At 55.7% G+C, this 21,401-nt stretch carries 27 protein-coding genes; 1 reads left to right on the top strand and 26 read right to left on the bottom strand.

All coding sequences use genetic code 11. The annotated features are described in order from the left end of the window. Positions 1-61 precede the first annotated feature (61 nt). The 16 genes from H522_RS18415 to H522_RS0108225 form a co-directional block, all read right to left on the bottom strand. A complete protein-coding gene (locus H522_RS18415) occupies positions 62-568 on the bottom strand; it encodes a YhcN/YlaJ family sporulation lipoprotein (RefSeq protein WP_051344073.1) in 507 nt (168 codons plus the stop codon). A 74-nt stretch (positions 569-642) separates the two neighbouring features. Beyond that, positions 643-1,473, bottom strand: coding sequence for a pseudouridine synthase (locus H522_RS18410; RefSeq protein WP_081411989.1), 831 nt, complete (start codon positions 1,471-1,473; stop codon positions 643-645). Positions 1,474-1,559: 86 nt separating this feature from the next. Beyond that, positions 1,560-2,108 carry a spore maturation protein gene (locus tag H522_RS0108295; RefSeq protein ID WP_026961957.1) on the bottom strand — a complete coding sequence of 183 codons (549 nt, stop codon included), beginning with the start codon at positions 2,106-2,108 and terminating at the stop codon, positions 1,560-1,562. Further along, on the bottom strand, positions 2,108-2,701 hold the full coding sequence (locus H522_RS0108290) for a nucleoside recognition domain-containing protein (RefSeq protein ID WP_026961956.1): 594 nt from the start codon (positions 2,699-2,701) through the stop codon (positions 2,108-2,110). The genes H522_RS0108295 and H522_RS0108290 overlap by 1 nt, the downstream gene beginning before the upstream one ends. A 162-nt stretch (positions 2,702-2,863) precedes the next feature. Next, positions 2,864-3,301 (bottom strand): GerW family sporulation protein, encoded by a 438-nt coding sequence (gene ytfJ, locus H522_RS18405; RefSeq protein WP_035453143.1) that lies wholly within the window; start codon positions 3,299-3,301, stop codon positions 2,864-2,866. Next, positions 3,249-3,941: a DUF2953 domain-containing protein gene (locus tag H522_RS0108280; RefSeq protein ID WP_026961955.1), complete on the bottom strand. Its 693-nt coding sequence runs from the start codon at positions 3,939-3,941 to the stop codon at positions 3,249-3,251. Before H522_RS0108280 ends, ytfJ begins: the two co-directional genes overlap by 53 nt. 92 nt (positions 3,942-4,033) lie before the next feature. Beyond that, a complete protein-coding gene (gene scpB, locus H522_RS0108275; RefSeq protein ID WP_051344072.1) occupies positions 4,034-4,603 on the bottom strand; it encodes an SMC-Scp complex subunit ScpB in 570 nt (189 codons plus the stop codon). Between the two features lie 15 nt (positions 4,604-4,618). Then, positions 4,619-5,356 carry a segregation and condensation protein A gene (locus H522_RS0108270; protein WP_026961953.1) on the bottom strand — a complete coding sequence of 246 codons (738 nt, stop codon included), beginning with the start codon at positions 5,354-5,356 and terminating at the stop codon, positions 4,619-4,621. Between the two features lies 1 nt (position 5,357). Then, entirely contained in the window at positions 5,358-6,008 is a 651-nt protein-coding gene (locus H522_RS0108265; RefSeq protein WP_051344071.1) for a site-2 protease family protein, read from the bottom strand. Between the two features lie 100 nt (positions 6,009-6,108). Next, positions 6,109-6,870: a spermidine synthase gene (locus H522_RS18400; protein ID WP_051344070.1), complete on the bottom strand. Its 762-nt coding sequence runs from the start codon at positions 6,868-6,870 to the stop codon at positions 6,109-6,111. A gap of 314 nt (positions 6,871-7,184) precedes the next feature. After that, positions 7,185-7,535 carry a stage V sporulation protein AE gene (gene spoVAE / locus H522_RS0108250; protein ID WP_026961951.1) on the bottom strand — a complete coding sequence of 117 codons (351 nt, stop codon included), beginning with the start codon at positions 7,533-7,535 and terminating at the stop codon, positions 7,185-7,187. A 17-nt stretch (positions 7,536-7,552) separates the two neighbouring features. After that, a complete protein-coding gene (gene spoVAD / locus H522_RS0108245; protein WP_026961950.1) occupies positions 7,553-8,566 on the bottom strand; it encodes a stage V sporulation protein AD in 1,014 nt (337 codons plus the stop codon). Between the two features lie 51 nt (positions 8,567-8,617). Then, positions 8,618-9,076 carry a stage V sporulation protein AC gene (gene spoVAC, locus H522_RS0108240; RefSeq protein ID WP_026961949.1) on the bottom strand — a complete coding sequence of 153 codons (459 nt, stop codon included), beginning with the start codon at positions 9,074-9,076 and terminating at the stop codon, positions 8,618-8,620. A gap of 140 nt (positions 9,077-9,216) precedes the next feature. Further along, positions 9,217-9,975, bottom strand: a complete 759-nt coding sequence (gene sigF, locus H522_RS0108235; protein ID WP_026961948.1) for an RNA polymerase sporulation sigma factor SigF — start codon at positions 9,973-9,975, stop codon at positions 9,217-9,219. Between the two features lie 15 nt (positions 9,976-9,990). Further along, a complete protein-coding gene (spoIIAB, locus tag H522_RS0108230) occupies positions 9,991-10,455 on the bottom strand; it encodes an anti-sigma F factor (RefSeq protein ID WP_035453140.1) in 465 nt (154 codons plus the stop codon). A 3-nt stretch (positions 10,456-10,458) separates the two neighbouring features. Continuing rightward, entirely contained in the window at positions 10,459-10,803 is a 345-nt protein-coding gene (locus H522_RS0108225; RefSeq protein WP_026961946.1) for an STAS domain-containing protein, read from the bottom strand. A 192-nt stretch (positions 10,804-10,995) separates the two neighbouring features. Here H522_RS0108225 and H522_RS20470 point away from each other — a divergent pair, with 192 nt between their 5' ends. Further along, complete coding sequence (locus tag H522_RS20470) at positions 10,996-12,315, top strand: helix-turn-helix domain-containing protein (protein ID WP_051344069.1); 1,320 nt, start codon at positions 10,996-10,998, stop codon at positions 12,313-12,315. A gap of 89 nt (positions 12,316-12,404) precedes the next feature. On the opposite strand, the gene H522_RS18390 is transcribed toward H522_RS20470, so the two are convergent. The 10 genes from H522_RS18390 to H522_RS0108165 form a co-directional block, all read right to left on the bottom strand. Beyond that, positions 12,405-13,658 carry a D-alanyl-D-alanine carboxypeptidase family protein gene (locus tag H522_RS18390; RefSeq protein WP_081411988.1) on the bottom strand — a complete coding sequence of 418 codons (1,254 nt, stop codon included), beginning with the start codon at positions 13,656-13,658 and terminating at the stop codon, positions 12,405-12,407. 153 nt (positions 13,659-13,811) lie between these two features. Then, on the bottom strand, positions 13,812-14,006 hold the full coding sequence (locus H522_RS0108210; RefSeq protein ID WP_026961945.1) for a DUF1540 domain-containing protein: 195 nt from the start codon (positions 14,004-14,006) through the stop codon (positions 13,812-13,814). 101 nt (positions 14,007-14,107) lie between these two features. Continuing rightward, positions 14,108-15,280: a phosphopentomutase gene (locus H522_RS0108205; RefSeq protein WP_026961944.1), complete on the bottom strand. Its 1,173-nt coding sequence runs from the start codon at positions 15,278-15,280 to the stop codon at positions 14,108-14,110. Between the two features lie 46 nt (positions 15,281-15,326). Continuing rightward, entirely contained in the window at positions 15,327-16,214 is an 888-nt protein-coding gene (xerD, locus tag H522_RS0108200) for a site-specific tyrosine recombinase XerD (protein ID WP_026961943.1), read from the bottom strand. 400 nt (positions 16,215-16,614) lie between these two features. Further along, the gene (locus H522_RS0108190; RefSeq protein WP_026961941.1) at positions 16,615-16,944 is read right to left on the bottom strand and encodes an RNHCP domain-containing protein; all 330 of its coding nucleotides are present in this window, start codon (positions 16,942-16,944) and stop codon (positions 16,615-16,617) included. A 46-nt stretch (positions 16,945-16,990) separates the two neighbouring features. Next, positions 16,991-17,644 carry a stage II sporulation protein M gene (spoIIM, locus tag H522_RS0108185; RefSeq protein ID WP_162143496.1) on the bottom strand — a complete coding sequence of 218 codons (654 nt, stop codon included), beginning with the start codon at positions 17,642-17,644 and terminating at the stop codon, positions 16,991-16,993. Between the two features lie 94 nt (positions 17,645-17,738). Next, entirely contained in the window at positions 17,739-18,902 is a 1,164-nt protein-coding gene (locus H522_RS0108180; RefSeq protein WP_026961939.1) for an endonuclease Q family protein, read from the bottom strand. Then, entirely contained in the window at positions 18,899-19,468 is a 570-nt protein-coding gene (locus H522_RS0108175; protein WP_051344066.1) for an NUDIX hydrolase, read from the bottom strand. Before H522_RS0108175 ends, H522_RS0108180 begins: the two co-directional genes overlap by 4 nt. Then, positions 19,419-19,967, bottom strand: a complete 549-nt coding sequence (locus tag H522_RS0108170) for a hypothetical protein (RefSeq protein WP_026961937.1) — start codon at positions 19,965-19,967, stop codon at positions 19,419-19,421. The genes H522_RS0108175 and H522_RS0108170 overlap by 50 nt, the downstream gene beginning before the upstream one ends. A 98-nt stretch (positions 19,968-20,065) precedes the next feature. Next, the gene (locus H522_RS0108165) at positions 20,066-21,175 is read right to left on the bottom strand and encodes a M20/M25/M40 family metallo-hydrolase (RefSeq protein WP_026961936.1); all 1,110 of its coding nucleotides are present in this window, start codon (positions 21,173-21,175) and stop codon (positions 20,066-20,068) included. Between the last annotated feature and the right edge of the window lie 226 nt (positions 21,176-21,401).

The following is a 21,401-nucleotide window of genomic DNA, read 5'->3' as shown; positions in this document are numbered from 1 at the left end:
GGCTGTAAAGCCTCGTCGCCCAGAGTTCCATGTCCAGCGGTAAACGTCACCTCGGGCGTGTTCACCGGGCGTTCGGCCAGACTCGTTGCACCATAGCAGAGAACTGATTCCACACGGCACTGACGGGTTGACCCTGCTGAATGTCCCGGGCGAATTTCTGGAATTGCTGATACACGTCCGGATTGGCTGAGACATAGACGGTGCGAATCTGTGGGTGGCGATCTTTGACCACGGAGATGATCTGATCCTTTGTTCGTTCCGCCAGTCCTGTATGTACGCCTGGACGGAGTTCCACCGCCACGTAAGCCGTATGACCAGCCACCAAGACGTTGGCATTTCGAACATGCGTGACGGCGACAACTCGGTTGGCGATGTCCTGCTCCACGGCGAGATTCGCGTTCGCCGCTGGGGCAGTCGGACGCCGGGCGGGAGCCACGACGTCATTGCGTGGAGTAACAGCGGGGTTGCCCGCGTTGTTGGCGGCACGATTTGCGGGCGGGGTTCCACATGCGGTGGCGGATAATAGGCAAAACGCCGCAGTGGCCATCGCAAAACGGAATTTTTTCATCGGGATCACACTCCTTGCTCCTACTTTCTGCATACAGAGCAAGGATTATGCAAAATGCTTTCTACCTCGTCCGATTATCCTCTCTCAACCCGCAGGGACTTCGTTCGACGGGGAAAATTACGGCGATTCGCCGTCATTCGCTCATTGACCGCTGTTCCCATCCTCTTCTCTAGCGCAGGGCCTACGTATTCCAGTCCGACACTCGCATACAACGCCTTCGCCTCGTCGGCGGTCAAGGGGCGCGCCTTCCCCGGTCCGAGCGCGGTTAAGCGCAGGGGCCCGTACTGCACACGTTTCAATCGCTTAACCGGAAATCCCAATGCGTCAAACATACGGCGCACCTGGCGGTTACGGCCTTCATGAATCGTCAGTTCGAGCACCGATTCTTTGGGATGGTGGCGAAGCACGAGTACTTGTGCCGGGGCCGTTCGACCGTCCTCCAGTTCGACTCCGTCGCGCAGCTTGCGCAGGGCCGCCGCGTCGGGCATCCCAATCACTGTAACCCGGTATACTTTGTCGATTTCGTATTTCGGGTGCATCAGACGGTTGGCCAGTTCCCCGTCATTCGTCAAGACAAGCAGTCCACTGGTATCATAATCCAGCCGACCCACCGGATAAATGCGAACGGGCAGCTCCGGGAGGAATTCCATCACGGTACGTCGACCTTCCGGATCGGCCAAAGTGGTTACACACGAGGTGGGCTTATGGAGCATCCAGCATACCTTCGGCTGCTTTGCGATGGGCTTCCCATCGACTTCAATCGTCTGCCTATTCAAGTCCGCTCGCTCACCCAGTTTTGCTTGACGCCCATCGACATAGACCCGGCCTTCTTCAATCAGCGCCTCGCATTTCCGGCGAGAACCAAAACCCGCCTCCGCCAAGATCTTTTGCAATCGTTCCTCCATCAGCCGTTCCCCTCTTCGTGCATAAAATGCAGATGCCAACGATTGATTTATTATGACATGAATCGATAACCGGAAAAAGCGGAGGGTTAATGCATGGGCCCCAACAGCATGGTCACGGCCAGGACACTGGCGAACACGCTGACGAGATCGGCCAAGAGTCCAACTTTGAGGGCATAGCGAAAATTGCGAATGCCTACGCTGCCAAAGTAAACCGTAATAATATAGAGTGTCGTATCGGAACTCGCCTGCATGGTCGACGCCAACTGCCCGAGCCAAGAATCCGGTCCCGCCTTCGGGTCCTGAAAGATGCTGGTCATAAACGCGAGCGAAGCGGAACTGCTGATAGGACGAAGCAACCCAATTGGGACAACCTCAGGCGGAATGTGGAGAAATCGGACTACGGGCGTCAAGGCTTGCACAAGTAAATCCATCGCCCCGGAAGCCCGGAAAACCTCTACGGCCACCATCATCGCCACCAAGTGCGGCAGCAAGCGAATGGCCGTGCCAAAACCGCCTTTGGCCCCATCCACAAACGAATGATATAAGGAAACCCGGCGGATGTACCCGGTCACGAGAATCACCGCAACTAAGAGCGGCAGCAGCCAGTTCGATAGTGTGGCAATCGCCGCCTGCATCAGCGGGCCCTCCGCCGCTTATCCATCGCTCGGAAAAATTTGTCCAAGAGAATCGCGGCCACCGTTCCAATTGCGGTGGCAATCACGGTGGTCCCGACAATGGAAGTCGGATTGGTCGATCCGTACTGCATCCGGACTGCGATGACGGTGGTGGGAATGAGCGTAATGCTGGCCGTATTCACCGCCAACAGAGTGCACATGGCATCACTGGCCGTCTCTTTGTCCTCGTTCAATGTCTGCAGCTCCCGCATCGCCCGCAGTCCGAGCGGCGTGGCTGCGTTGCCAATTCCCAGGATGTTGGCACTCATGTTCGCCAAGATGGCTCCCATCGCGGGATGATTGGCCGGTACAGAAGGATACAGCCAGCGCGCCAGAGGGCGCAGCGCGCGCGCGAGGATGTCAATGAGCCCGGCCTTTTCCGCAATGTTCATCAGGCCATACCAAAGGGTTATGACCCCAATCAAAGCGAGACTCAACTCGACCCCGTGCTCGGCGCCTCCTAATATCGCGCCTGTCACTCGCTGCATGTGTCCCGTAAACATTGCTGTGCCAATGCCAATGAGAAACAGGCTGAGCCAAATGAGATCAATCAAAGCTGGCACACCCCCAGGCCGTCACTGGTTTATGGGTATGCCAGCTGTCCATGGTTTAGGACAACCTCGAGACCCGGGGATCTTTACGTTCGCCTACGTTCGTATCTCGCTATCCCAGCCGTATCTGGGGAACGTTTTTCAAAACGGGTTGCTAAGGGTCGCCTATTGAACTTCATTCCTTTTTTGCTGTTCCCCGCCTTGTGCAGGGGCTTTGGCTTTCCCGCCTTGGAACAGGCTTTGGATCTTATCGATGACTTGGGGAGCCGTGTCCATCAGCCGGTCGTATAACTGGTTTTCATGATCCGCCGACAACAGCCGCACCTGATCCCCATGAACAATTAAAAACCCGATGGGGGTAATCGAAACCCCGCCGCCAGAACCGCCGCCAAACGGGTGCTCCCCGCCGTTTCCGCCTCCGTCCTTATCCTTTCCACTGAATTCACTACCACCTGCGGCAAACCCGAAACCCACGCGGGAAACCGGTAGAATCACCGTACCATCCGGGGCTTCAATCGGATCGCCAATGATGGTGTTCACGTCGACCATTTCACGGATGCTGCTCATGGCTGTCTGCATGAGCCCTTGAATCGGGTGTTCCATCGTTCGCCCTCCTTCGCCAGACGCGGACTAACCCCATGATCGCGAGGATAGCGTAACCCAGGCGCAACCGCATTATGCAGGAACCTTCCACGGCCAGCATCGGCTCGTGAAAGTTGGGATTGACTCGGACGGCCGGCCGCGTTCGCATCGAGAACGTGCGCTCAAACCACGCCAACACCAGTCCAAGTCCGGACCACACGAAGCCGTAAAGGATACCGGTGAATCCCGCGTCTTTCGTTCCGTAATCGATGCACAGCCGCAGTTCGGTAATCCGAATCCGCCAAAAAACACGCTTCAAAACGGAAAACATGTCACGCACATACCCCACCCACTGGGGCCAATGACGAATGAACTCCAAGGCTTCATGCACGGTCAGATCAGTCGTTTGCGTCGGTTCGGTACCGGAGAGCCCTGAGGTTTGATGGTGGGCAGCGACCGCAGGTCCATGCGGGCCAAAGACGGCTCGCACGCTATGAATCTTCTTTCGGATGCGGACGAGTCCAAACAGGGTTTGCAGCATGATGTCCAAATTGACCCGCGAGGTGTTCGTGGGCTCAATGGATATGTGTAGGCTAACGGGGAGCGCCAGGCAAAACACAAGAAGAAGTATGAGCACCAAGAGCAGCCACAGGATCCACAAACCTTCCACCCCGATACCAAGCGAGCTGAACTAAATCGGGCACAGCTAAATCGACACCGGTTAGGATGGCCAGAATCCAGAAGCTCATGCGCCTAATCCCGGGGCAGGCTGGAGCGACGCTCGAACAGCGACAGGTCGCTGGGGATTTCGTTGAGTTCTGGCAGCGGCGGCAGGTCTTCGAGACTGCGCAGGCCAAACGCCTGCAAAAACGTATCCGTGGTTCCATAGAGGATGGGCCGGCCAGGAGCATTCTGTCTTCCCACCTCTGCAATCAGCCGACGATGGACTAACGTTGCAATGGCACGGTCCGATTTTACCCCTCGGATGTCTTCGATCTCACTGCGCGAAATGGGTTGTCGGTAGGCGACAATCGACAACACCTCCAAGGCCGCATGACTGAGCTGTGTGGCAACCGGTGTATGGGCCAACCGGCGTAGATAGACGGCATGCTCCGGCCGAGTCACCAACTGCCAGCTACCAGCGAACTCCACCAAAGCCAACCCACCACCGCGTTGGTCGTACTCAGCCTGTAGACTGAGGCACAGCTGGCGTGTCTCCTCAACACCGAGCTGGAGCACATCCGCCAGTTCTTCGGTGCTTAGACCGTCACTACCCACTGCAAACAACACAGCTTCCAGCGGCCCGGTCAGCTGGATTAACACAAGACTCCCTCCTTTTCACGCGCTGGCAGGCACATCCACCAGTTCCACCTGAATTTCGTCGAACGGCTGTTCCTGGGTGCAACGGATACAGCGTTCTTTCATGAGCTCCAACAACGCGAGAAAAGCCGATACCCAATCCTCCCGCGTACCGTTCAGGGGTACAAGGTCGTGAAAGCGGCAACTCCGCCAGCGTCTAAGGCGCTCCAGGATGGTTTCCATCATTTCATCCACACTGATGACCGATCCTTTAATTTCAGCACTTTGTGCCTGTGCGGGTACGCGCCGCATCAACGCTCGATAAGCGTCAATCAACACCCACATGCTCATCGGCTCCGGCGGGGGGACGTCCGGAGCATATGGCCGCAAATCCATCGGTTCGCGCGAAAAGACCAAACTCTGTCTGCGCTCCAGTTCCTGCAGCCGCTCGGCCGCCCATTTGCAGCGCTGATATTCCAACAATTGCTGAACGAGTTGTTCGCGTGGGTCTTCGTCGACTTCCTCCTCACTCTCGCTCTCGGGCTTATGGCGCGGCAGCAGCATGCGGCTCTTGATGGCCAACAGGGTCGCTGCCATGACCAAAAACTCGCTCGCAATTTCGAGCGACAGCTCTTCCATGGCCCGTAGGTACTCCATGTACTGTTCCGTCACTAGGGCGATGGGAATGTCGTGAATGTCAATTTCGTGCTTCTGGATGAGATGCAGTAACAGATCGAGCGGACCGCTAAACGCATCCAGCACGATCTCGTACGCCATCTCAAACCCCCCCCGTGTAAAACCCGAACCAAGAAGCCACCAGCTTCCAGGCAGCAGTCAGAATCGGCGACAGAATCCCGTTTCTAAGCGGTGGGATGATGACGATGAGGAGCAGGATGAAAGGACCGTACAGTTCATACCGGCCGTACCAATTCATATACCGCCAAGGCACAAAAGCTGACACCACGCGCGAACCGTCCAGTGGCGGGACGGGGATAAGATTGAAGACGCACAAGGTCACATTGACAACCGCTCCCCAGGTGAGCAGCTGTAAACCAAATGAGGCCCACGAATTGAGTGTAAATCCCGACACCGGTAACAAACGCAAAACCACGAAGCAAATGCAGGCTAGGATGAAATTCGACGCAGGCCCAGCCAGAGCGACCAAGGTGAGGTCCCGACGCGGGTGAGAAAAACGCGACGCGTCGACAGGAACCGGTTTGGCCCAACCGATGGGCCCAAACAGAATCAGGATGAGCCCGAGCGGATCGAGATGAACTAGGGGATTCAAGGTCATCCGGCCGGCAAGTCGAGCGGTCGGGTCCCCCAAGCGGTTTGCGGTCCAGGCGTGGGCAAACTCATGCACGACCAAGCTGATAGGTATCGTGATCACGTAGAAGATAAAGTTCGGACTAATCAGGTTCTGAAACAAGCGGCGAACCCCTTTTGCAGCCAGGTTTGATTCCCATTGCGGCTTTCATGCGCACGTATGATAACCTATAGCGGGTCTATTATAGCACAAGCATCGTTTGTCACCCGAATGTCTTCAGTCGCCAAGGCCAGAGCCAACGTTCATACCAGCTGAGGCACGGGTGCTGGGCAAGCTGCCGCCGCCAGGCTTGCACGAATGCGGGGGCTCGGGAAGCAACGACGAGACAATTTTGCTCCGAACCCGGGAAGCCGACCGGCAGTACGGCCGCTTCCCCAAACTGTACAACGAGTGCCTGCAGAAATTCGGCGACGACCCCAGTTAGCGGAAAATCCATGATGATGTTTAAGGCGACGGTTCCACGCTCGCCTAGGTGCTGGTGAATGACTGAAACGAAGGACGGATCTAGACAGGGACTGTAGATGCGGTCACGCATGTACGCATCAATAAACATCAGGTCGTAGCACTCTGGATGTGACTGCAGAAAAGAGATTCCATCCCCTACATAGTATCGAACCTCATCGGTCGGTGGGATATCGAAAAAGTCGAATGCGAGTTCCAGCACGATTTCGTCCAGCTCTACGCCGACCTGGCGGCAGTTGGGCCACCAGCGCCGGACGGAACGAAGCGCTGTACCCGTGCCAATCCCGAGGCAGAAGAAGCTATCTGGTCCAGCGGTAGCCGCCACGACGGTGGAAAATGCGCGCTGGTAGGGGAATACGGGCCGCCATGGTCGGGAAAGGTCCAGCGCTCCTTGCCAACCGCCATGGCGACCAAACCGGAGATAGCGAGTATGCCCGCGGCGAACGACCTGAATTTGAGGATGTACTTGCCCACGGCGTTCCAGCTCCACAAATCCGCTCACTGGCCCTCCCCTTTCCCACGTGTAGGTCAGTTCCAGTATAAGCTACGGTTTGTGGTTTACCACAGGGCTGGGGCCACCGTAGGCTGAGGACGTTGCCACAGGCGGGCAAGGCGGGGCCAAAACGGCCGGATCACCGTGATAAATGTCTGGAACATACCGAAATAACGGAACAGTCGCGGGAGGAATAAAAGCATGTGAATCATCCGCATCATCTCCCATCATGTGAAACGCCACCCGCGAGCGTCTACGTCATCAGGGTATGCACAAGTCTCCGGTGTGGGAAGAGTGACGAGCCCAAACTGTAAAATCAGGGCTCAGCCTTTTGGTTTGGCGACGACCGCCGCCAAAAAGGCAAAAATGATGGCTGCAGAGATCCCCGCGCTCGTTACCTCGAAGATGCCCGTGATAACGCCTATCAATCCGTGTGACTTCATCTCCGCCAGGGCTCCATGGACCAGCGCGTTGCCGAAACTCGTGATGGGAACCGTAGCCCCCGCCCCGGCAAAGCGCATCAGTGGGTCATACAGGCCCAAGCCGTCGAGTATCGCGCCCGCGACGACCAGAACCACCATGACCTGGCCTTGGTTTAGCTTCAAGGAGTCCATGAGGACCTGACCGATGGCACAGATGGCTCCACCGACGAGAAACGCATAGAGGAAACCCATCCACCCCGTCTGCATGGTCAATCATCCACCCTTTCAAACACCACCGCATGCGAAACGGAAGGTATGGTTTCACCCTGTTGCGCAGTCACAGAAGACAATAACGCGCCTGTAGCTGAAACCAAAATTCGCCGAAAAACCCCAGACTCAACTTGCCGCAACAAATGCGCGAAGGTCACCAAGGTACAACACGCCCCTCCACTGCCGCCAGATAAAACCTCGTGTGTATCCTTGCTGTAGATGAGTAAACCGCAATCGACCAGGCGTTCGTTCGGATGTAAACCATCCCGCGCAAACAAGTCACGCAGGATATTATGGCCGACTTGGCCCAGGTCCCCGGTGGCAATGCAATCGAAATCGTCCAGAGTACGACCCGTATCCTGCAGATGAGCGGTTATCGTGCTATAGGCAGCGGGTGCCATGGCGGCGCCCATTTCCCACGGGCTCTTGATTTGCATATCCACCACTTGACCAATTGTCGCCGCAGAGATACGTACCGTTCCCCCAGTGTCACTGAGAATTGCGACGCCCGCCCCCGTCACGGTTCGTTGTGCCGTCGGCGGCTTCTGGATGCCATACTCCGTCGGAAAGCGAAATTGACGTTCGGCGGTGGAATAATGACTGGACGTCCCGACGATGACCTGTTTGGCATAACCACTGTCGATGGTCAAAGCCCCAATGGCAAGCGCCTCACAGATAGAGGCGCAGGCACTGTAAATCCCCAATGCGGGAATGGGATACGAACGGAGGCCGAAATAAAACCCGCAGAGCTGCGCGTTCAAATCGCCACCAATCATGAGGTCGATGTCCGGCGGTTTTAGGTTTGCTTTTTTTAAAGCCACCTCCACCGCCTCGTCAAACAGATGCTGTTCCACTTGCTCCCAAGTATTCATACCCATTCGGTCATCGTTATGGCGAACGTCAAACTCATCCCCTAAAGGACCCTGCCCTTCATTCTTCCCGGCCACCGTGCCCGTCGCCAATACGCACGGCGGATGGGCAAACTGCCACGTCTGAGTCCCCACGCGCGGCATTGTAAACCCTCCTCGTCAGCCAAACATACCTTACAGAGGTTGTCCGGACACTTATAGATGCCCAATCAAGTAGCGGGCCAACGCGACGAAAAAGGCGCTTACCACGCCGTAGACAATCACCGGACCGGCCAGTTTGAACATGTTTCCGCCGACACCGAGAACTAATCCCTCACTGCGGTACTCCATCGCGGCCGATGCCATCGTGTTGGCAAACCCGGTGATGGGCACGGCCGATCCGGCACCTGCCCAGGCTGCAAACCGGTCATAAACCCCAAGGGCTGTAAAGATGACCGATAGGAGAACCATTACGGCACTGGTCGGATTGCCAGCTTCCTTCGGCGAGAAATGACCGTAACGTACAAACAAGAGAAGCACGATTTGGCCAATCACACAAATCCCACCGCCAATCAAAAAAGCACGCACCGTATTTCGCAAGATGGGTCTGGGTGGACTGTGATGTTGAGCCAACTGCTGGTAGTCTGCGGCATCCTGCCGTACGCGTGCAGGCATAACGACTCCTCCTCATGTCACGTACCTCGTTTTTGGGCCACGAGGTTATAAAAAACCCCGGGGACGCGCCGCTTAGGTAGTATGCCCGGGGGGATGGGAACTAATCGAATTCACTTTGAAAGGTTGTTGGAACATGCCTTTTAGGATTCGAGCTGCTGGCGAATGGTGCGAAGGATTCTCTTTTCGAGGCGAGAGACCTGCACTTGCGAGATCCCAAGCACAGAGGCGACATCCGATTGCGTCTTGTCTTTAAAGAAGCGTAGATAAACAATCAACCTTTCCCGTGCCGGCAATCGCCCCAAGACTTCGTGCAGGGCGATGCGGTCAAACCAAGCAGTGCTCTCCTCATCGGCGATTTGATCCATTAAATAAATCGGATCGCCATCGTTTTCAAACACCGTTTCATGAATGGACGTGGGCGCGCGCAGCGCCTCTTGCGCAAATACGACCTCGGCTGGGTCAAGCCCCAATTCATTCGCGATTTCCGTAATCTGCGGCTGACGCCCGAGTCGCTTAGCCAGTTCGTCCCGGGTCCTTCGAATGTGCCGCGCTGTTTCTTTCAGGCTGCGGCTGACCTTCACAGTGCTGTCATCACGAAGAAAACGCTGAATTTCGCCGATGATCATCGGCACGGCGTATGTAGAGAACTTAACGTCGTAATTCAAGTCAAATTTATCGACCGCCTTCATCAAGCCGATAACCCCGATTTGAAACAGGTCGTCGGCTTCGTATCCGCGTCCAAGAAACCTTTGCACGACCGCCCAGACAAGCCGCTGGTTGCTGAGCACAAGTTCATCGCGTGCCACAAGGTCTCCCTGCTGACTCTGCTGAATCAGCCGACGAATCTCTTCATCGCTGTACCTGCGTGACCGTTCTTCCGGATCCTTGACATAATCCATGGACGGAAACTCCTATCACTGACGGTTTGGCGCCGGGGCCATACGTTTGCGCATCCGGACCTTGGTGCCATGCTCGGGAATGGATTCAATGACTAGCTCATCTACGAAGTTTTCCATAATCGTTATACCCATTCCGGACCGCTCTAATTCGGGTCTCGACGTATAGAGCGGCTGCTTGGCCTGTGCGATATCCGCAATGCCGACTCCGTCGTCCTCAACCACGATTTCCACCACCCCCTCCCGGATGGAACACTCGATGCGGACTTCTCCGGGGCAATCTTCATACCCATGAATGATGGCGTTTGTGACCGCTTCGGATACTGCGGTCTTCAACTCGGTCAATTGTTCCATCGTGGGATCCAGTTGGGCGGCAAAAGAAGCTACCGCGACCCGAGCCAGAGATTCGTTTTCCGACCGCGCAGGGAACTGCAAACGAAGATAGTTTTCAACCGCGACTTTCGTATTCAGTGGCTGGTTCATGATTCAACCCTCCTGAACCCATTGCAAAGCTTCCTCAACCGTCCCAGCAATCGGTAAAATCCGTTTGAGCCCAGACAATTCAAACAACCGCGCGAGCGGTGCGTTGACCTCACACAAAGCCATTTTGCCGCGCCTTTCCGTCACCGATTTATAGCGGCCGAGGATTAGCCCTAGGGCCGAACTGTCGACAAAATCGATGTCTCGAAACGACATCACCAATCCCTGGTACCCGGTTTTATTCAATGCACTCTCGATCTGATTGCGAATCGATTCCACTTCGTGATGGCCAAGCTCCCCGTCGAGCCGAACCACAATCACGCCATTGTGTACCTCCAGCTGCATAGCCATACGTTTGCCCTCCTCGTTTGACTCTGCTTTATTATTTGAGAAGAGGACGATAACTCCTGCAAGGCTGACAAAAGTAGAAGGAATACCCGCAAATTCGACAAAAAAGTCGCTCTAATCGGTTGGCAAGGGATATCTAGAAACCGGAATTTATAGTAGAATACATGGAGTCGTATGTAGGGTTGGGGGACGAATATGGAACATACCTTGGGAAGTAAACTACGAGAGCTGCGTATGGCCAAAGGGCTCACCCAGTCTGCCCTAGGCGAAAATTTAGTCACAGCGAGCATGATCAGCCAAATCGAATCGGATCGAGTCATTCCTTCGGAACGGCTGCTCGAGCAACTGCTGCAGCGGCTCGATGCAGACCCAGAAGAGATTCGGGCATTGTTCAAATCCAACGAAAATTTGCAGCGTTATCGACAAGCAAAGACATTCCTGGAAAACAACCAACCGGCCGAGGCCCGCCGGCTGCTCCTTCAGGTGATTGAGGATATCCCAGCTCAGGTGCGCAGGGACAAGGTGTTTACCGATTTGGCAGAGAGCTGTTTACAGTTGGGTTTCACGGACGAGGCCATCCGTATGCTCGAGTCTGCGTTAGCCTTCGCCCTGGAACACGAGGACATTTCGACAAGTGTACACGACTTATACCAGCTGGGCCAGATTGAACGCGGACGTCGCCGCTTGACCGCGGCCGCAATGTACTGGCAGCGCGGCAGCGAACTGCTCATGCGCCACCCCGAGTTACGCATGCCGGTCGCAGTCAAGCTAGAAAACAATCTCGCACGCACGTATTACATTCTTGGCCTGCAGGAACAAGCCCTCTTCCATTACCAAAGGGCCTGCCAAGCAGCGGAAGCCTTCCAGTATCCACGAGACTTAGCCGTGATTCACCATGGTCTTGCAAACGTATTGGTGGAGATTCAAGAATTCGAGCGTGCACAGTCCCACACGGAGACGGCGTTGGCTTTTTACCGAGCGGCTGGGAACATGCGGGGCGTACACCAGTGTCTCATCAATCAAGCTGTCATCCTGCGTCGCCAAGGACGCCATAAAGCCGCCATCGACCACCTGACGAATTGTGAGAAACAGCGCTCGCTGCGGCACGACTTCCCCCGATTGGCGAAACTGCAGTTGGAAATGGCGAAAAACCAGTTTGCCCTTGGAGATACGGAAGCCGCCTTGACAACTGTGCAAGGGATCCGCCCGACAAGCCTGCGAGAACCTGAACTCGCCATTGAGGCCCTCCTGGTAAAGGCCGCATGCTTTACGGAACAAAACCGGTTTGAAGAAGCCGCGAGCTGTTTGGACGAAGCATTACAGCTCTGTGATAAGGTAGAAGACCCCTTGACCAGGTTACGGATATGGCAACGGCAGAGCTGGTTGTATCGGAAACTGGGGCGACCAAAGGCGGCCCTGTCGGCACAACTGCAATCTATTCACCTCATCCGTCGACACTTCGTTGCAGTCTCGGGTCCAGGAAAACCTCTGAAGCGATTATTTCCTGAACAATAACAGAAATCGACGCAATCCCGCCGAATCTCACGCATCTCGACATCATCAGACCGGTTGGGCCGATGGTACCCAACCGGCCCCGGTCCTATTTATTTCCCCAAGGTGACCATGCGACGAACGGTCTGACCCATACTTTGAAAGAAGCCGGCTTTCTTGACCGATTTCGCAGCCACCACGGGAACTTCCGCCACGATCCACTGGTGCTCCGTATCAAACACCTCCAGCTTGCCGAGGGTCTGTCCCTCTTGTACGGGAGCCTTTACGCGTTGCAAGCGCAGTCTTGTCTCATACTTCCCACTGCTGCCTTTTTCCCGCAGGACCCCTACCGTATCTGCAACCTTAACTGGAACAAAGGGCGGATTCCCACGCAATACCTCGGCTTTGCCCACAACCTGTCCGGCTGGGTACAGAACCTTCGATTCAAATTGACCAAACGCCCAGTTGAGCAATTGGCTGACCTCTTGGTTGCGAACGGTTACTCTTGGTTCGCCCATGACCACGGCAATCACACGAAACTCGCCGCGCTTGGCCGTTGCCGACAAACAGTATCTTGCTTCAGAGGTGTACCCAGTTTTTAAGCCGTCCACCCCGTCGTAAAAGCGGACCAGCTTATTGGTATTGACAAGCCAGAGCGGATGCGTGGTGTCTTTGCGGAGATAGTCACTGTATACGGACGTCCAACGCGTAATTTGGCTGTGTTTGAGGAGTTCGCGCGACATGAGCGCGATATCGTGGGCACTGCTATAATGATTGGGCGCCGGCAACCCATTGCAGTTCACAAAATGGGTATCCTCCATGCCCAACTCGCGTGCCTTTTCATTCATTCTGCGGACAAACGCCTTTTCAGTGCCAGAAAGGTATTCCGCCATCGCGACACAGGCGTCATTCGCGGACGCTACGGCAATGCCCTTCATAAGGTCATCGACCGTCATCACTTCGCCCGGTTCGAGAAAGATCTGCGAGCCCCCCATGCTGGCCGCATACTCACTCGCCTTGACCGAATCGGTCAGCTTAATCTTGCCGCGGTCTAGATCCTCCATAATTAACAGCATGGTCATGATCTTCGTGATGCTCGCCATCGGCAGACGCTCGTGGGCGTCCTTTTCAAACAGAATCTTTCCCGTCGCATAATCCATGACCACGGCCGAGCGCGCATGCTCCGCCAAATCGTCACTGTCTGACGGGGCTTCCCGCATGGGTACCACGCCGTGATCCTGAATGCCAATCCGTACGTCAGCAGGCCGATTATCTCCCCACGCTTTGGGCGATCCGGACGCCAGCAACACGGAACAGCAAACCAGCGAAATCCATACCGCACTGAGTCGGTGTATCCCCTTTCCCATTCCGTTCGTCCTCCTATTGTATGAGGTCACAGTTCACGATGTATTGTGCAACAACTCCCGCCGATTATGATTTGGCCATAAGAAAAGGATGCCCCCCTGTACAGGCATCCTTGACAAAGTTGTCCAGACATGCACTTTACAAACGCGGAATGTTTACGGGTGTGCCTCGAATCCCGAACCGACGTGGCCGTCATCAAAGTCACGATAACGGAACGTACGGCACATCGTCCCCTTGCTGGTTCCGACAATATCGTTTCCGTTTGAACGGACCTCAATTTCCTCTGCTCGGCACCGTTCATCCGCGTTAAATACACACTCTTCAACAAAGCAGGTGACCCCTTTTGGCATGTGCTCCTCACCTCCTCTGCTTAGCGTGAGGTGCGAGAGGAGCATTCATGCAGGGGCAAGAGGCCAGTTTTTGCCCGGCTAAAAGAGGTTGTCCGGACACATTACAAGAGCATGGAAAGCACGCTGGTGCCCACCGGCGGGCGCCTCACCCCGAAAAACTCCGCAATGGTGGCGCCCACGTCGGCGAACGTCGAACGGTCACCAAGGGGAATCGGTTCCTGAATACCGCGATGGTAAAACAAGAGCGGCACCCATTCCCGCGTATGGTCGGTGCCTGCGGTGGTCGGATCACATCCATGATCCGCCGTGATACAAAGCAGGTCGTCTTCCCGCAAGCTATCCAAGACGGTGCCTAACCACCGGTCAAAAGATTCAAGAGCCCGGGCGAAGCCCTTCGCATCTCCCCGATGCCCGTATAAAGCGTCAAAGTCCACCAGGTTTATGTAAATGAGCCCAATCTCCTGTTTCTCCATTTGAGCCAATAGCTTGTCCATGCCATCCTCGTTGTTCGCCGTATGGATAGCCGTGGTGATCCCGGAACCCCCGTAAATGTCCGCAATCTTCCCCAAACCCGTAACAGGGAGTCCAGCCTCTTGTATCGAATTCAAGACCGTTTTCCCAAAGGAGAGGGAAAAATCCTTTCGGCGATGTGTGCGCCGGTAGTTTCCGGGCGTACCGACAAACGGACGGGCAATCACGCGGCCGACCGCGTGTCTGCCCGTTAAAATCCTACGCGCAAAACGGCACCAGTCATATAAGGTGTTCACCGGCACAACCTCTTCGTGCGCGGCAATCTGGAAGACACTATCTGCCGAAGTATACACGATGGGTCTGCCTGTGGCGACGTGTTCGGGGCCGAACTCTTCAATCACAACCGTTCCCGATGCCGGACGATTGCAGAGGACACGCTTCCCGACATACGCCTCGAACGGATCGAGAACCTCCTGCGGAAACCCGTTTGGGTAGACGGGTAAAGGGTCACGAAGAATGACGCCGACAAATTCCCAGTGTCCATTGGTCGTGTCTTTCCCGACCGATTGCTCCCGCATTCGACCAAACGCTCCACGCACAGGCTTGTCGGCTACGCCGGGCAACGGTTGCAGACGCGTGAGACCAAGACGTGCCAGGTTCGCCACCTGAAATTCTGGCACGGCTTGCGCGACATGCAACAAGGTGTTGCTGGCGGCATCCGCCTCACCATACATTCCCGCATCTGGGGCTGCCCCAATCCCTACGCTGTCCAACACAATCCAGATGCATCGGCGACGCTGCACGCTCCGGATATCTCCTTTCCGAATCAAGCTCTACCAGCCAACTTCATCACGCCCGCGGGTGTGAACTTGCATACAGTTCCCGCAGCCGTCCGCGGGTGACGTGCGTGTAAATTTGTGTGGTCGAGATGTCGGCGTGACCCAGCATTTCTTGTACCGCCCGCAAATCCGCTCCTCGCTCCAACAGGTGGGTAGCGAAAGAATGGCGCAATGTGTGCGGCGTGATATCTTTAACAATCCCGGCAATCTTCGCGTACTTCTTTAGGAGTTTCCAAAACCCCTGCCGAGACATACGTTCCCCGAGGTGGTTTAAAAACAATGCCGAATCGACATTCTCGCGCAACAACGTCGGCCGGGACTGCTGCAGATAGAGGGAGAGAACCTGCACGGCAATTTCCCCGACCGGAATTACGCGCTCTTTATCGCCTTTTCCAGTGCAGCGAACAAACCCTGCCGCGAGGTTTAAATCTTCCACGTTTAACGAAACCAATTCACTCACGCGAATTCCAGTAGCATACAAAAGCTCAAGCATGGCCCGATCCCGCAGCCCCGCTGCGGTCTGTAGGTTGGGCGTCGCTAACAGACGTTCCACCTCGTCCTCGCTTAGGACCTTGGGCAATCGCTTTTCAATTTTCGGCGTATCGATATGCGCCGTCGGATCTACCGTTAAGGCCTCAATCGTCAATAAATAATGAAAGAACGAACGTATACTTGCCAGGTTTCGCGAAATGGTTGAATTGGCGCGTCCTTGTTGACGTAACCTCGCCAGGTACGCAAGAATGTGCTGTTGAGTAATCGCTTCCACCGAAATATGGTATTCATCTTCGATATAGGCGAGAAACGTGGCCAAATCCCTTCGATACGACTCCAATGTGTTCTTTGACAGGCCGCGTTCTATGACGAGGTAATCTGAGAAATCCGTAATCCATTGCGTCATGGTCAAACTCCTTCGAGGCCACCTTCATCATGCGGTTTTACCGTGTCAAAGAGTTACTTCCACAACCCAGGGTAGAAATCCTCCCCACGCAGACATAGAGATTGTCCGAAAAAGGCTCAGGGTCCCGCCTGGTAGAAATACTGGCACAAAGAAAGGAATAGGTGTTGAAGCGGTTTTTCTGAATGCGTGAGGGAGATGTCGGACGGAGCTACAAAAACGGAAACATAAGGACGTGACGGGACGTGGTCCCCAGCGGACGGGAACACGCGCACGAGCATAGCTTGTAGAACAAAAATGGCGGCTGCAATCAACCAGATGGCCAGACAAAGACGAAGGGCACGGAAAAAGTCGTGCCAGCCCGACATCGTTTCCACCCCCAATTGACCACTCTCATTCCGAGTCATGGTCCACCGTGCGCCATCAAGGAAAGAATTTTCTCCAGCGAATCGGGTTCAATCGGATCGTCCAACAGCGCGATATTTCGACGCTCCGTACCACATTTGAGGCAGCGGTGAACCAACTGATACCCTTTCTTGCTGTGATGCATGACCGCAATCGGCTGCATTAAACCACCGCAGTCGGCCGCTCTATCCCCCGGAAATTCATCCAGATGTACGGAGTAGAGGCAGTATGGACAATGGTTTCGGCACGTACGACTGGCCGGGGGAACCATTCGGCCGCAATGGGCACACTCAAACGATTCGTTGCGCACCGTAAAACGTTTCGGCAAACCGCAAGCCTCCCTTAACGGTCTCCTCCCCATAACCAATACGAAATCACGAGACCAGCAAGCGCGCCAACAAGTGTGGCGTCAAATAGGCTTGTACAAACGCCCCCGGCATGAGCATGAGGATACAGACAGCCATCTTCAAGGCGTAACGGGTCAACGCCATCGTCAGCCGTGGCAACGGATAGATATGCCGCAGCAATGCCGCGCTAAAACGCATCGCAATGACGCCAGCCCAGAACAGAACGGCCATCGATAACACCTGGTGGAGGAACATGCCGAAGCTGGCCAAGACCCAACCCTTCCAGCCAAATTGAATGACCGTAAACCCCACCGCGAACCCTAGGCTGAACGAACGCAGGAAAATCGCGATGACGACAAACGGCACGCCGATAACCGAGACACCGAACAACGCGATTAACAAGAGCAACTGTGTGTCCCCAATCATGCGCTGCCACCACAAATCGTGGGCGCTGGCCAGTTGGTGTTGCGTAATGGCTGTGAGCACCTGCTGCACCGCTGCGTTGAATACCACAGCGTCGTTGCCGCTGACTTCTCCCGCCACGACGGCGCCAAATACGAGGCCACAGAGTCCAATGCCACATAAGAACGCCCAAACATTCCAGCTCGCTTCGTCACGCCAGTTGGATGCAAACTGCCGTCCTAGGCTGGGCCAAACGATTCCTATGCTGGCCGTCTTCACAGCCATCCCCCCGTTTGGTACAAGCTCACGGAGAGTATATGTCCACGAATCGACGGCTATGCCGGTGCGTTCCATCCCCCGTCCATCCGTCTTCTTATTCCACCCGTAGTTTTCCGTAGACGCCTCCGCGTCCCGCAGTCACGGCCATCCGACCGCTGCGGGCATCCTCAATCCGACGCGCCAGTTCCGCCCCAACCACCTCCTCCAGGTCGCTCTCAGTAGCCTGATGCAGCACGGCCATCTCAGATCCGAACGCGTCCAACAGCCGCGCCCTCGTTTTTGGTCCCAGCCCAGGGACGAATTCCAGCGGGACCTGGTGAACATAAGGGGGACGATGGCTGGGGTGTACCGGCTTATCCATATCACGGATGACCACCAACCGGTCATAAACGCCCATGACAACTTTGTCCGATCCGCACGCGCACCGTGTCTGCCCAGGCTCCCACGGATTCCCGCAACGCTTGCAGGCGGATCGGTGATATTTGCCGAGTGCTGGAGTCAAACCATAGTTGCCCGTCACCCGGGCTTGACCGCTCCGTCGTAGTGCCTGGCGCACCTGCTCGAAGGACGCATCCGCAAGTTCAAGGCGATTGTACTCGCGAGCAATTTTCGGCAGTGAGTGGGCATCCGAATTGGACAGAAACGTAAACCCGGATAACTCCTCGAGACAATCCGCCATATCGGTGTCCGCCGACAAGCCCAATTCCACCGCATCGACCCATTCCGGATTGACCATATCGGCCATGTGTCGGACACAGTTTCCGTACATGCCTTTGTGGGGCGTGAATGCGTGATGGATAATAAACAGCCCGTCTCGTTCACGAACTTGGCGCTGCAGCTCAACGGCAGTGGTACGCGCTCGCTGGGAGGACAACCCGGGATTTTTCTGGACCGTCGCAAGCCACGCGGAAAAGTCGGCAGCGGCCGATAAATCGCCAAACCAGCAACCAAAGTGGGCGGCCCCTCCGTACGGGCCCGCAATCTCGACCTCTGCGCCGAGAATGACTGTCAGCTTTCCTTGATAGGAGAGACCTCCCCCACGCATTGGAACCAATTCACCGCGCTCCATCAGTTCCCGGACCTCGACCTGGACGGGCGGACAAACCCCGTCGATGACGCAAACAATATGGATACCTTTTTTCTCGCTCGCGTGTTGTAAAAGGTTCGCTAAAGTCAGCGTCGCGGCAGCCGCCATTTTGACCGGCTGACCTTGAGCACGACCGATGTGCACATGAAAATCGGCGTAAAACGTACTCATACCACGATGCCAGCTTTGTACAACAGCCACCATTGGAAACCAATCCACGTTTTCGCGTCTTTCACGTGTCCCTTCATGACGGCCTCCCGGACTTCCTCCGGCGTCAACGCGACGGTTTCCACAAATTCGTCCTCATCCGGATGCGCTTGTCCCGGTTCAACCCCAAAAGCATAGAACAGATGCAGTTGCTCGTCCGCAAATCCAGGACTGGTATAAAACGACCCGACAAGGCGCAGTTGATTCGCCTCGCTGCCCGTTTCCTCGGCCAATTCACGCCGCGCACAAGCCATCGGATCTTCCCCCGACTCTAACTTGCCGGCCGGAATCTCCAACAATACCTCTCCCGGCGCCGTCCGATACTGGCGCACGCACAGAACACGGCCATTCGATAACTCGGCCAACACCGCCACGGCCCCAGGGTGGCGAATCACCTCGCGGCCGGCCTGCTTCCCGTTGGGAAGTGCCACGGTGCATTCTTCCAGGCGAATGATACGGCCCTGATAAATTTGTTTTACCTCAACGATTCGTTCTATCAGGTGACTGTCCTTCGGAGTTGAATTCAACATGTGTCGCCTTCCCTCTTAGAAATAACGCGTATACCGCGCAAAGAAGCGCCCAAACAGCCAAACATGTGTAAAAACCAAGGCGTTGATCTTTATCCGTTAACGCGTATCCGGCCAAGATGACGATGAAGACCATTGTCACGATGGTCATCCACGGCTGGCCAAAAGCCAGGGTTGAGACAAACTGATCATCCCCCGTGGTCTTCTTGCGCCAAACCAAAAACGTCCATAAAATAACAAACCACGTCATAAAAGTAAAAATCGACGTGACGGCCCCTATGGTCTGCGTCGTGACGAGCGCTCCCAGTAGAAAGGCCAATAGAACCGATGGCCCCGCCGCGCGAATTGGCTGCCCGGAGCCAAGAAAAAACCCAGCACCAATGATACCACCGACACCAATAAAGATGAGTTCCCATACGCTTATATGACCGGACGCATGCGAATGATGGCTGGGTAACCACTTCGTTGCCTGACTCAGAGCCCTGTCCGAGACTTTTTGCACGTTCATCCCCCCAAACGCTGGCGGAGTTTGTCCGCCCATCACGTTCAGTTTGTACGCGTGCAAAAAGTCGTATGCGAAAAGGCTTCGACTGCTGGAGCTTAAGCGAGGCGAAGGAATTCATAGACAAAACGAGCCGCCCGCACGATGTCCCGAGCGGCCACCCGCTCCTGCGGCGAATGAATGTCTTGATAACCGACGCCCACGTTCAACGTGGGTATACCCATCGCCGTAAAGTGATTCGCGTCACTGCCCCCACCGCTCGTAACCGCTTTGGGACTGAGCCCGGCCCGTCGCGCAGCCATCTCGGCCAAGCGTGGCAACGGGTGGGTCCGATCGAAGCGAAAGCCTCTGTAGGTTTGATGATAGATGAAATCCAACTCGGCGCCATGCCTAGTCGCTACCTCCCGAAAGACGGCTTCCATATCATCCATAATTTGTTGCAACCGAACATCGCTTAAACTCCGGGCTTCGCCGATAATCTGGACTTTATCGCGAACGACATTGGTCGGTCCCTGGCCGATGAAACTGCCGATGTTGACGGTAGACTCGGCGTCGATTCGGCCGTGCGGGATACGCGCCACAGCGCGTGCCGCGACCTGAATGGCGCTGATGCCTTGTTCCGGTGCGACTCCCGCATGTGCCGCCCGTCCTCGCACCTCCGCTTGCCAACGAATTTGCGACGGACCGCCCACGACAAAGGTTCCTGGCTCCCCACCCGAATCCAGACACAACCCATATTTCGCGAACAATCGCCCAGCATCCGCGGCGGCCGATCCTCTCAGTCCGAGTTCCTCCGCGATTGTAAACACGACTTGAATCGGACCGTGGCTGTCGCCGCGAAGAACGAGTTTCCGGAGCGCCAGCAAAATCGCCGTAATGCCCACCTTATCATCCGCCCCGAGAATGGTCGTCCCATCACTGCGAATGACCCCGTCCGGACCAAGCTGCGGCCGAATGCCCACGCCGGGCGCGACCGTATCCATGTGCGCGGTCAGCAAAATTGGCACACGCGAGTCGTCCCCGGGCAGTGTAGCGTACAGATTACCGGTCTCCCCGCCGAGCTCGTCCCCAGCAGTATCGAATTCCACCTGACAACCAAGACGTTCGAGTTCCTCTTGGCAACGCCGCGCCACTTTGCCCTCATGCAAGGAGGGGCTCTCCAATTGGACAAAATCACAAAACAGTTGATAAGCGATGGACTCGTCCATGAACTTCACGCTTTCTTAGAACTTCAAGCTTCCCTCAAGATTGCCTGCCACGGCATCATCCGCGGCCGCGCCCGACAAATCCCCCGGCAACCCAGATAACCCCCATGAACGCCAGACACAGAGCGACCATCACGGCGCTTGTTGCGGCAAGTGGCGTCATCTTCCCGTCCCCCTCATTCTTTATTCCTGACCCTTCAGACCTTAGCCTTGGCGTTCACCGCCAAGG

The organism is Alicyclobacillus herbarius DSM 13609 (assembly GCF_000430585.1).
Taxonomy (GTDB): Bacteria; Bacillota; Bacilli; order Alicyclobacillales; family Alicyclobacillaceae; genus Alicyclobacillus_G; species Alicyclobacillus_G herbarius.
This window is presented reverse-complemented; position numbering and strand designations above follow the sequence as displayed.

Excerpts from the sequence above, each read along its gene's own strand:
- H522_RS0108210 (WP_026961945.1), bottom strand. The coding sequence starts at position 14,006 with ATGCCAAAAGGGGTCACCTGCTTTGTTGAAGAGTGTGTATTTAACGCG.
- H522_RS0108165 (WP_026961936.1), bottom strand. The coding sequence starts at position 21,175 with ATGGACGAGTCCATCGCTTATCAACTGTTTTGTGATTTTGTCCAATTG.
- H522_RS20470 (WP_051344069.1), top strand. The coding sequence starts at position 10,996 with ATGGAACATACCTTGGGAAGTAAACTACGAGAGCTGCGTATGGCCAAA.
- xerD (WP_026961943.1), bottom strand. The coding sequence starts at position 16,214 with ATGACGCAATGGATTACGGATTTCTCAGATTACCTCGTCATAGAACGC.
- H522_RS18390 (WP_081411988.1), bottom strand. The coding sequence starts at position 13,658 with ATGGGAAAGGGGATACACCGACTCAGTGCGGTATGGATTTCGCTGGTT.
- spoVAE (WP_026961951.1), bottom strand. The coding sequence starts at position 7,535 with ATGGGTTTCCTCTATGCGTTTCTCGTCGGTGGAGCCATCTGTGCCATC.
- ytfJ (WP_035453143.1), bottom strand. The coding sequence starts at position 3,301 with ATGGAACACCCGATTCAAGGGCTCATGCAGACAGCCATGAGCAGCATC.
- H522_RS0108225 (WP_026961946.1), bottom strand. The coding sequence starts at position 10,803 with ATGGCTATGCAGCTGGAGGTACACAATGGCGTGATTGTGGTTCGGCTC.
- H522_RS0108295 (WP_026961957.1), bottom strand. The coding sequence starts at position 2,108 with ATGCAGGCGGCGATTGCCACACTATCGAACTGGCTGCTGCCGCTCTTA.
- H522_RS0108175 (WP_051344066.1), bottom strand. The coding sequence starts at position 19,468 with ATGTTGAATTCAACTCCGAAGGACAGTCACCTGATAGAACGAATCGTT.
- sigF (WP_026961948.1), bottom strand. The coding sequence starts at position 9,975 with ATGGATTATGTCAAGGATCCGGAAGAACGGTCACGCAGGTACAGCGAT.
- spoVAD (WP_026961950.1), bottom strand. The coding sequence starts at position 8,566 with ATGCCGCGCGTGGGGACTCAGACGTGGCAGTTTGCCCATCCGCCGTGC.
- H522_RS0108180 (WP_026961939.1), bottom strand. The coding sequence starts at position 18,902 with ATGAGTACGTTTTACGCCGATTTTCATGTGCACATCGGTCGTGCTCAA.
- H522_RS0108270 (WP_026961953.1), bottom strand. The coding sequence starts at position 5,356 with ATGGCGTACGAGATCGTGCTGGATGCGTTTAGCGGTCCGCTCGATCTG.
- H522_RS18410 (WP_081411989.1), bottom strand. The coding sequence starts at position 1,473 with ATGGAGGAACGATTGCAAAAGATCTTGGCGGAGGCGGGTTTTGGTTCT.
- spoIIAB (WP_035453140.1), bottom strand. The coding sequence starts at position 10,455 with ATGAACCAGCCACTGAATACGAAAGTCGCGGTTGAAAACTATCTTCGT.
- spoVAC (WP_026961949.1), bottom strand. The coding sequence starts at position 9,076 with ATGCCTGCACGCGTACGGCAGGATGCCGCAGACTACCAGCAGTTGGCT.
- H522_RS18415 (WP_051344073.1), bottom strand. The coding sequence starts at position 568 with ATGAAAAAATTCCGTTTTGCGATGGCCACTGCGGCGTTTTGCCTATTA.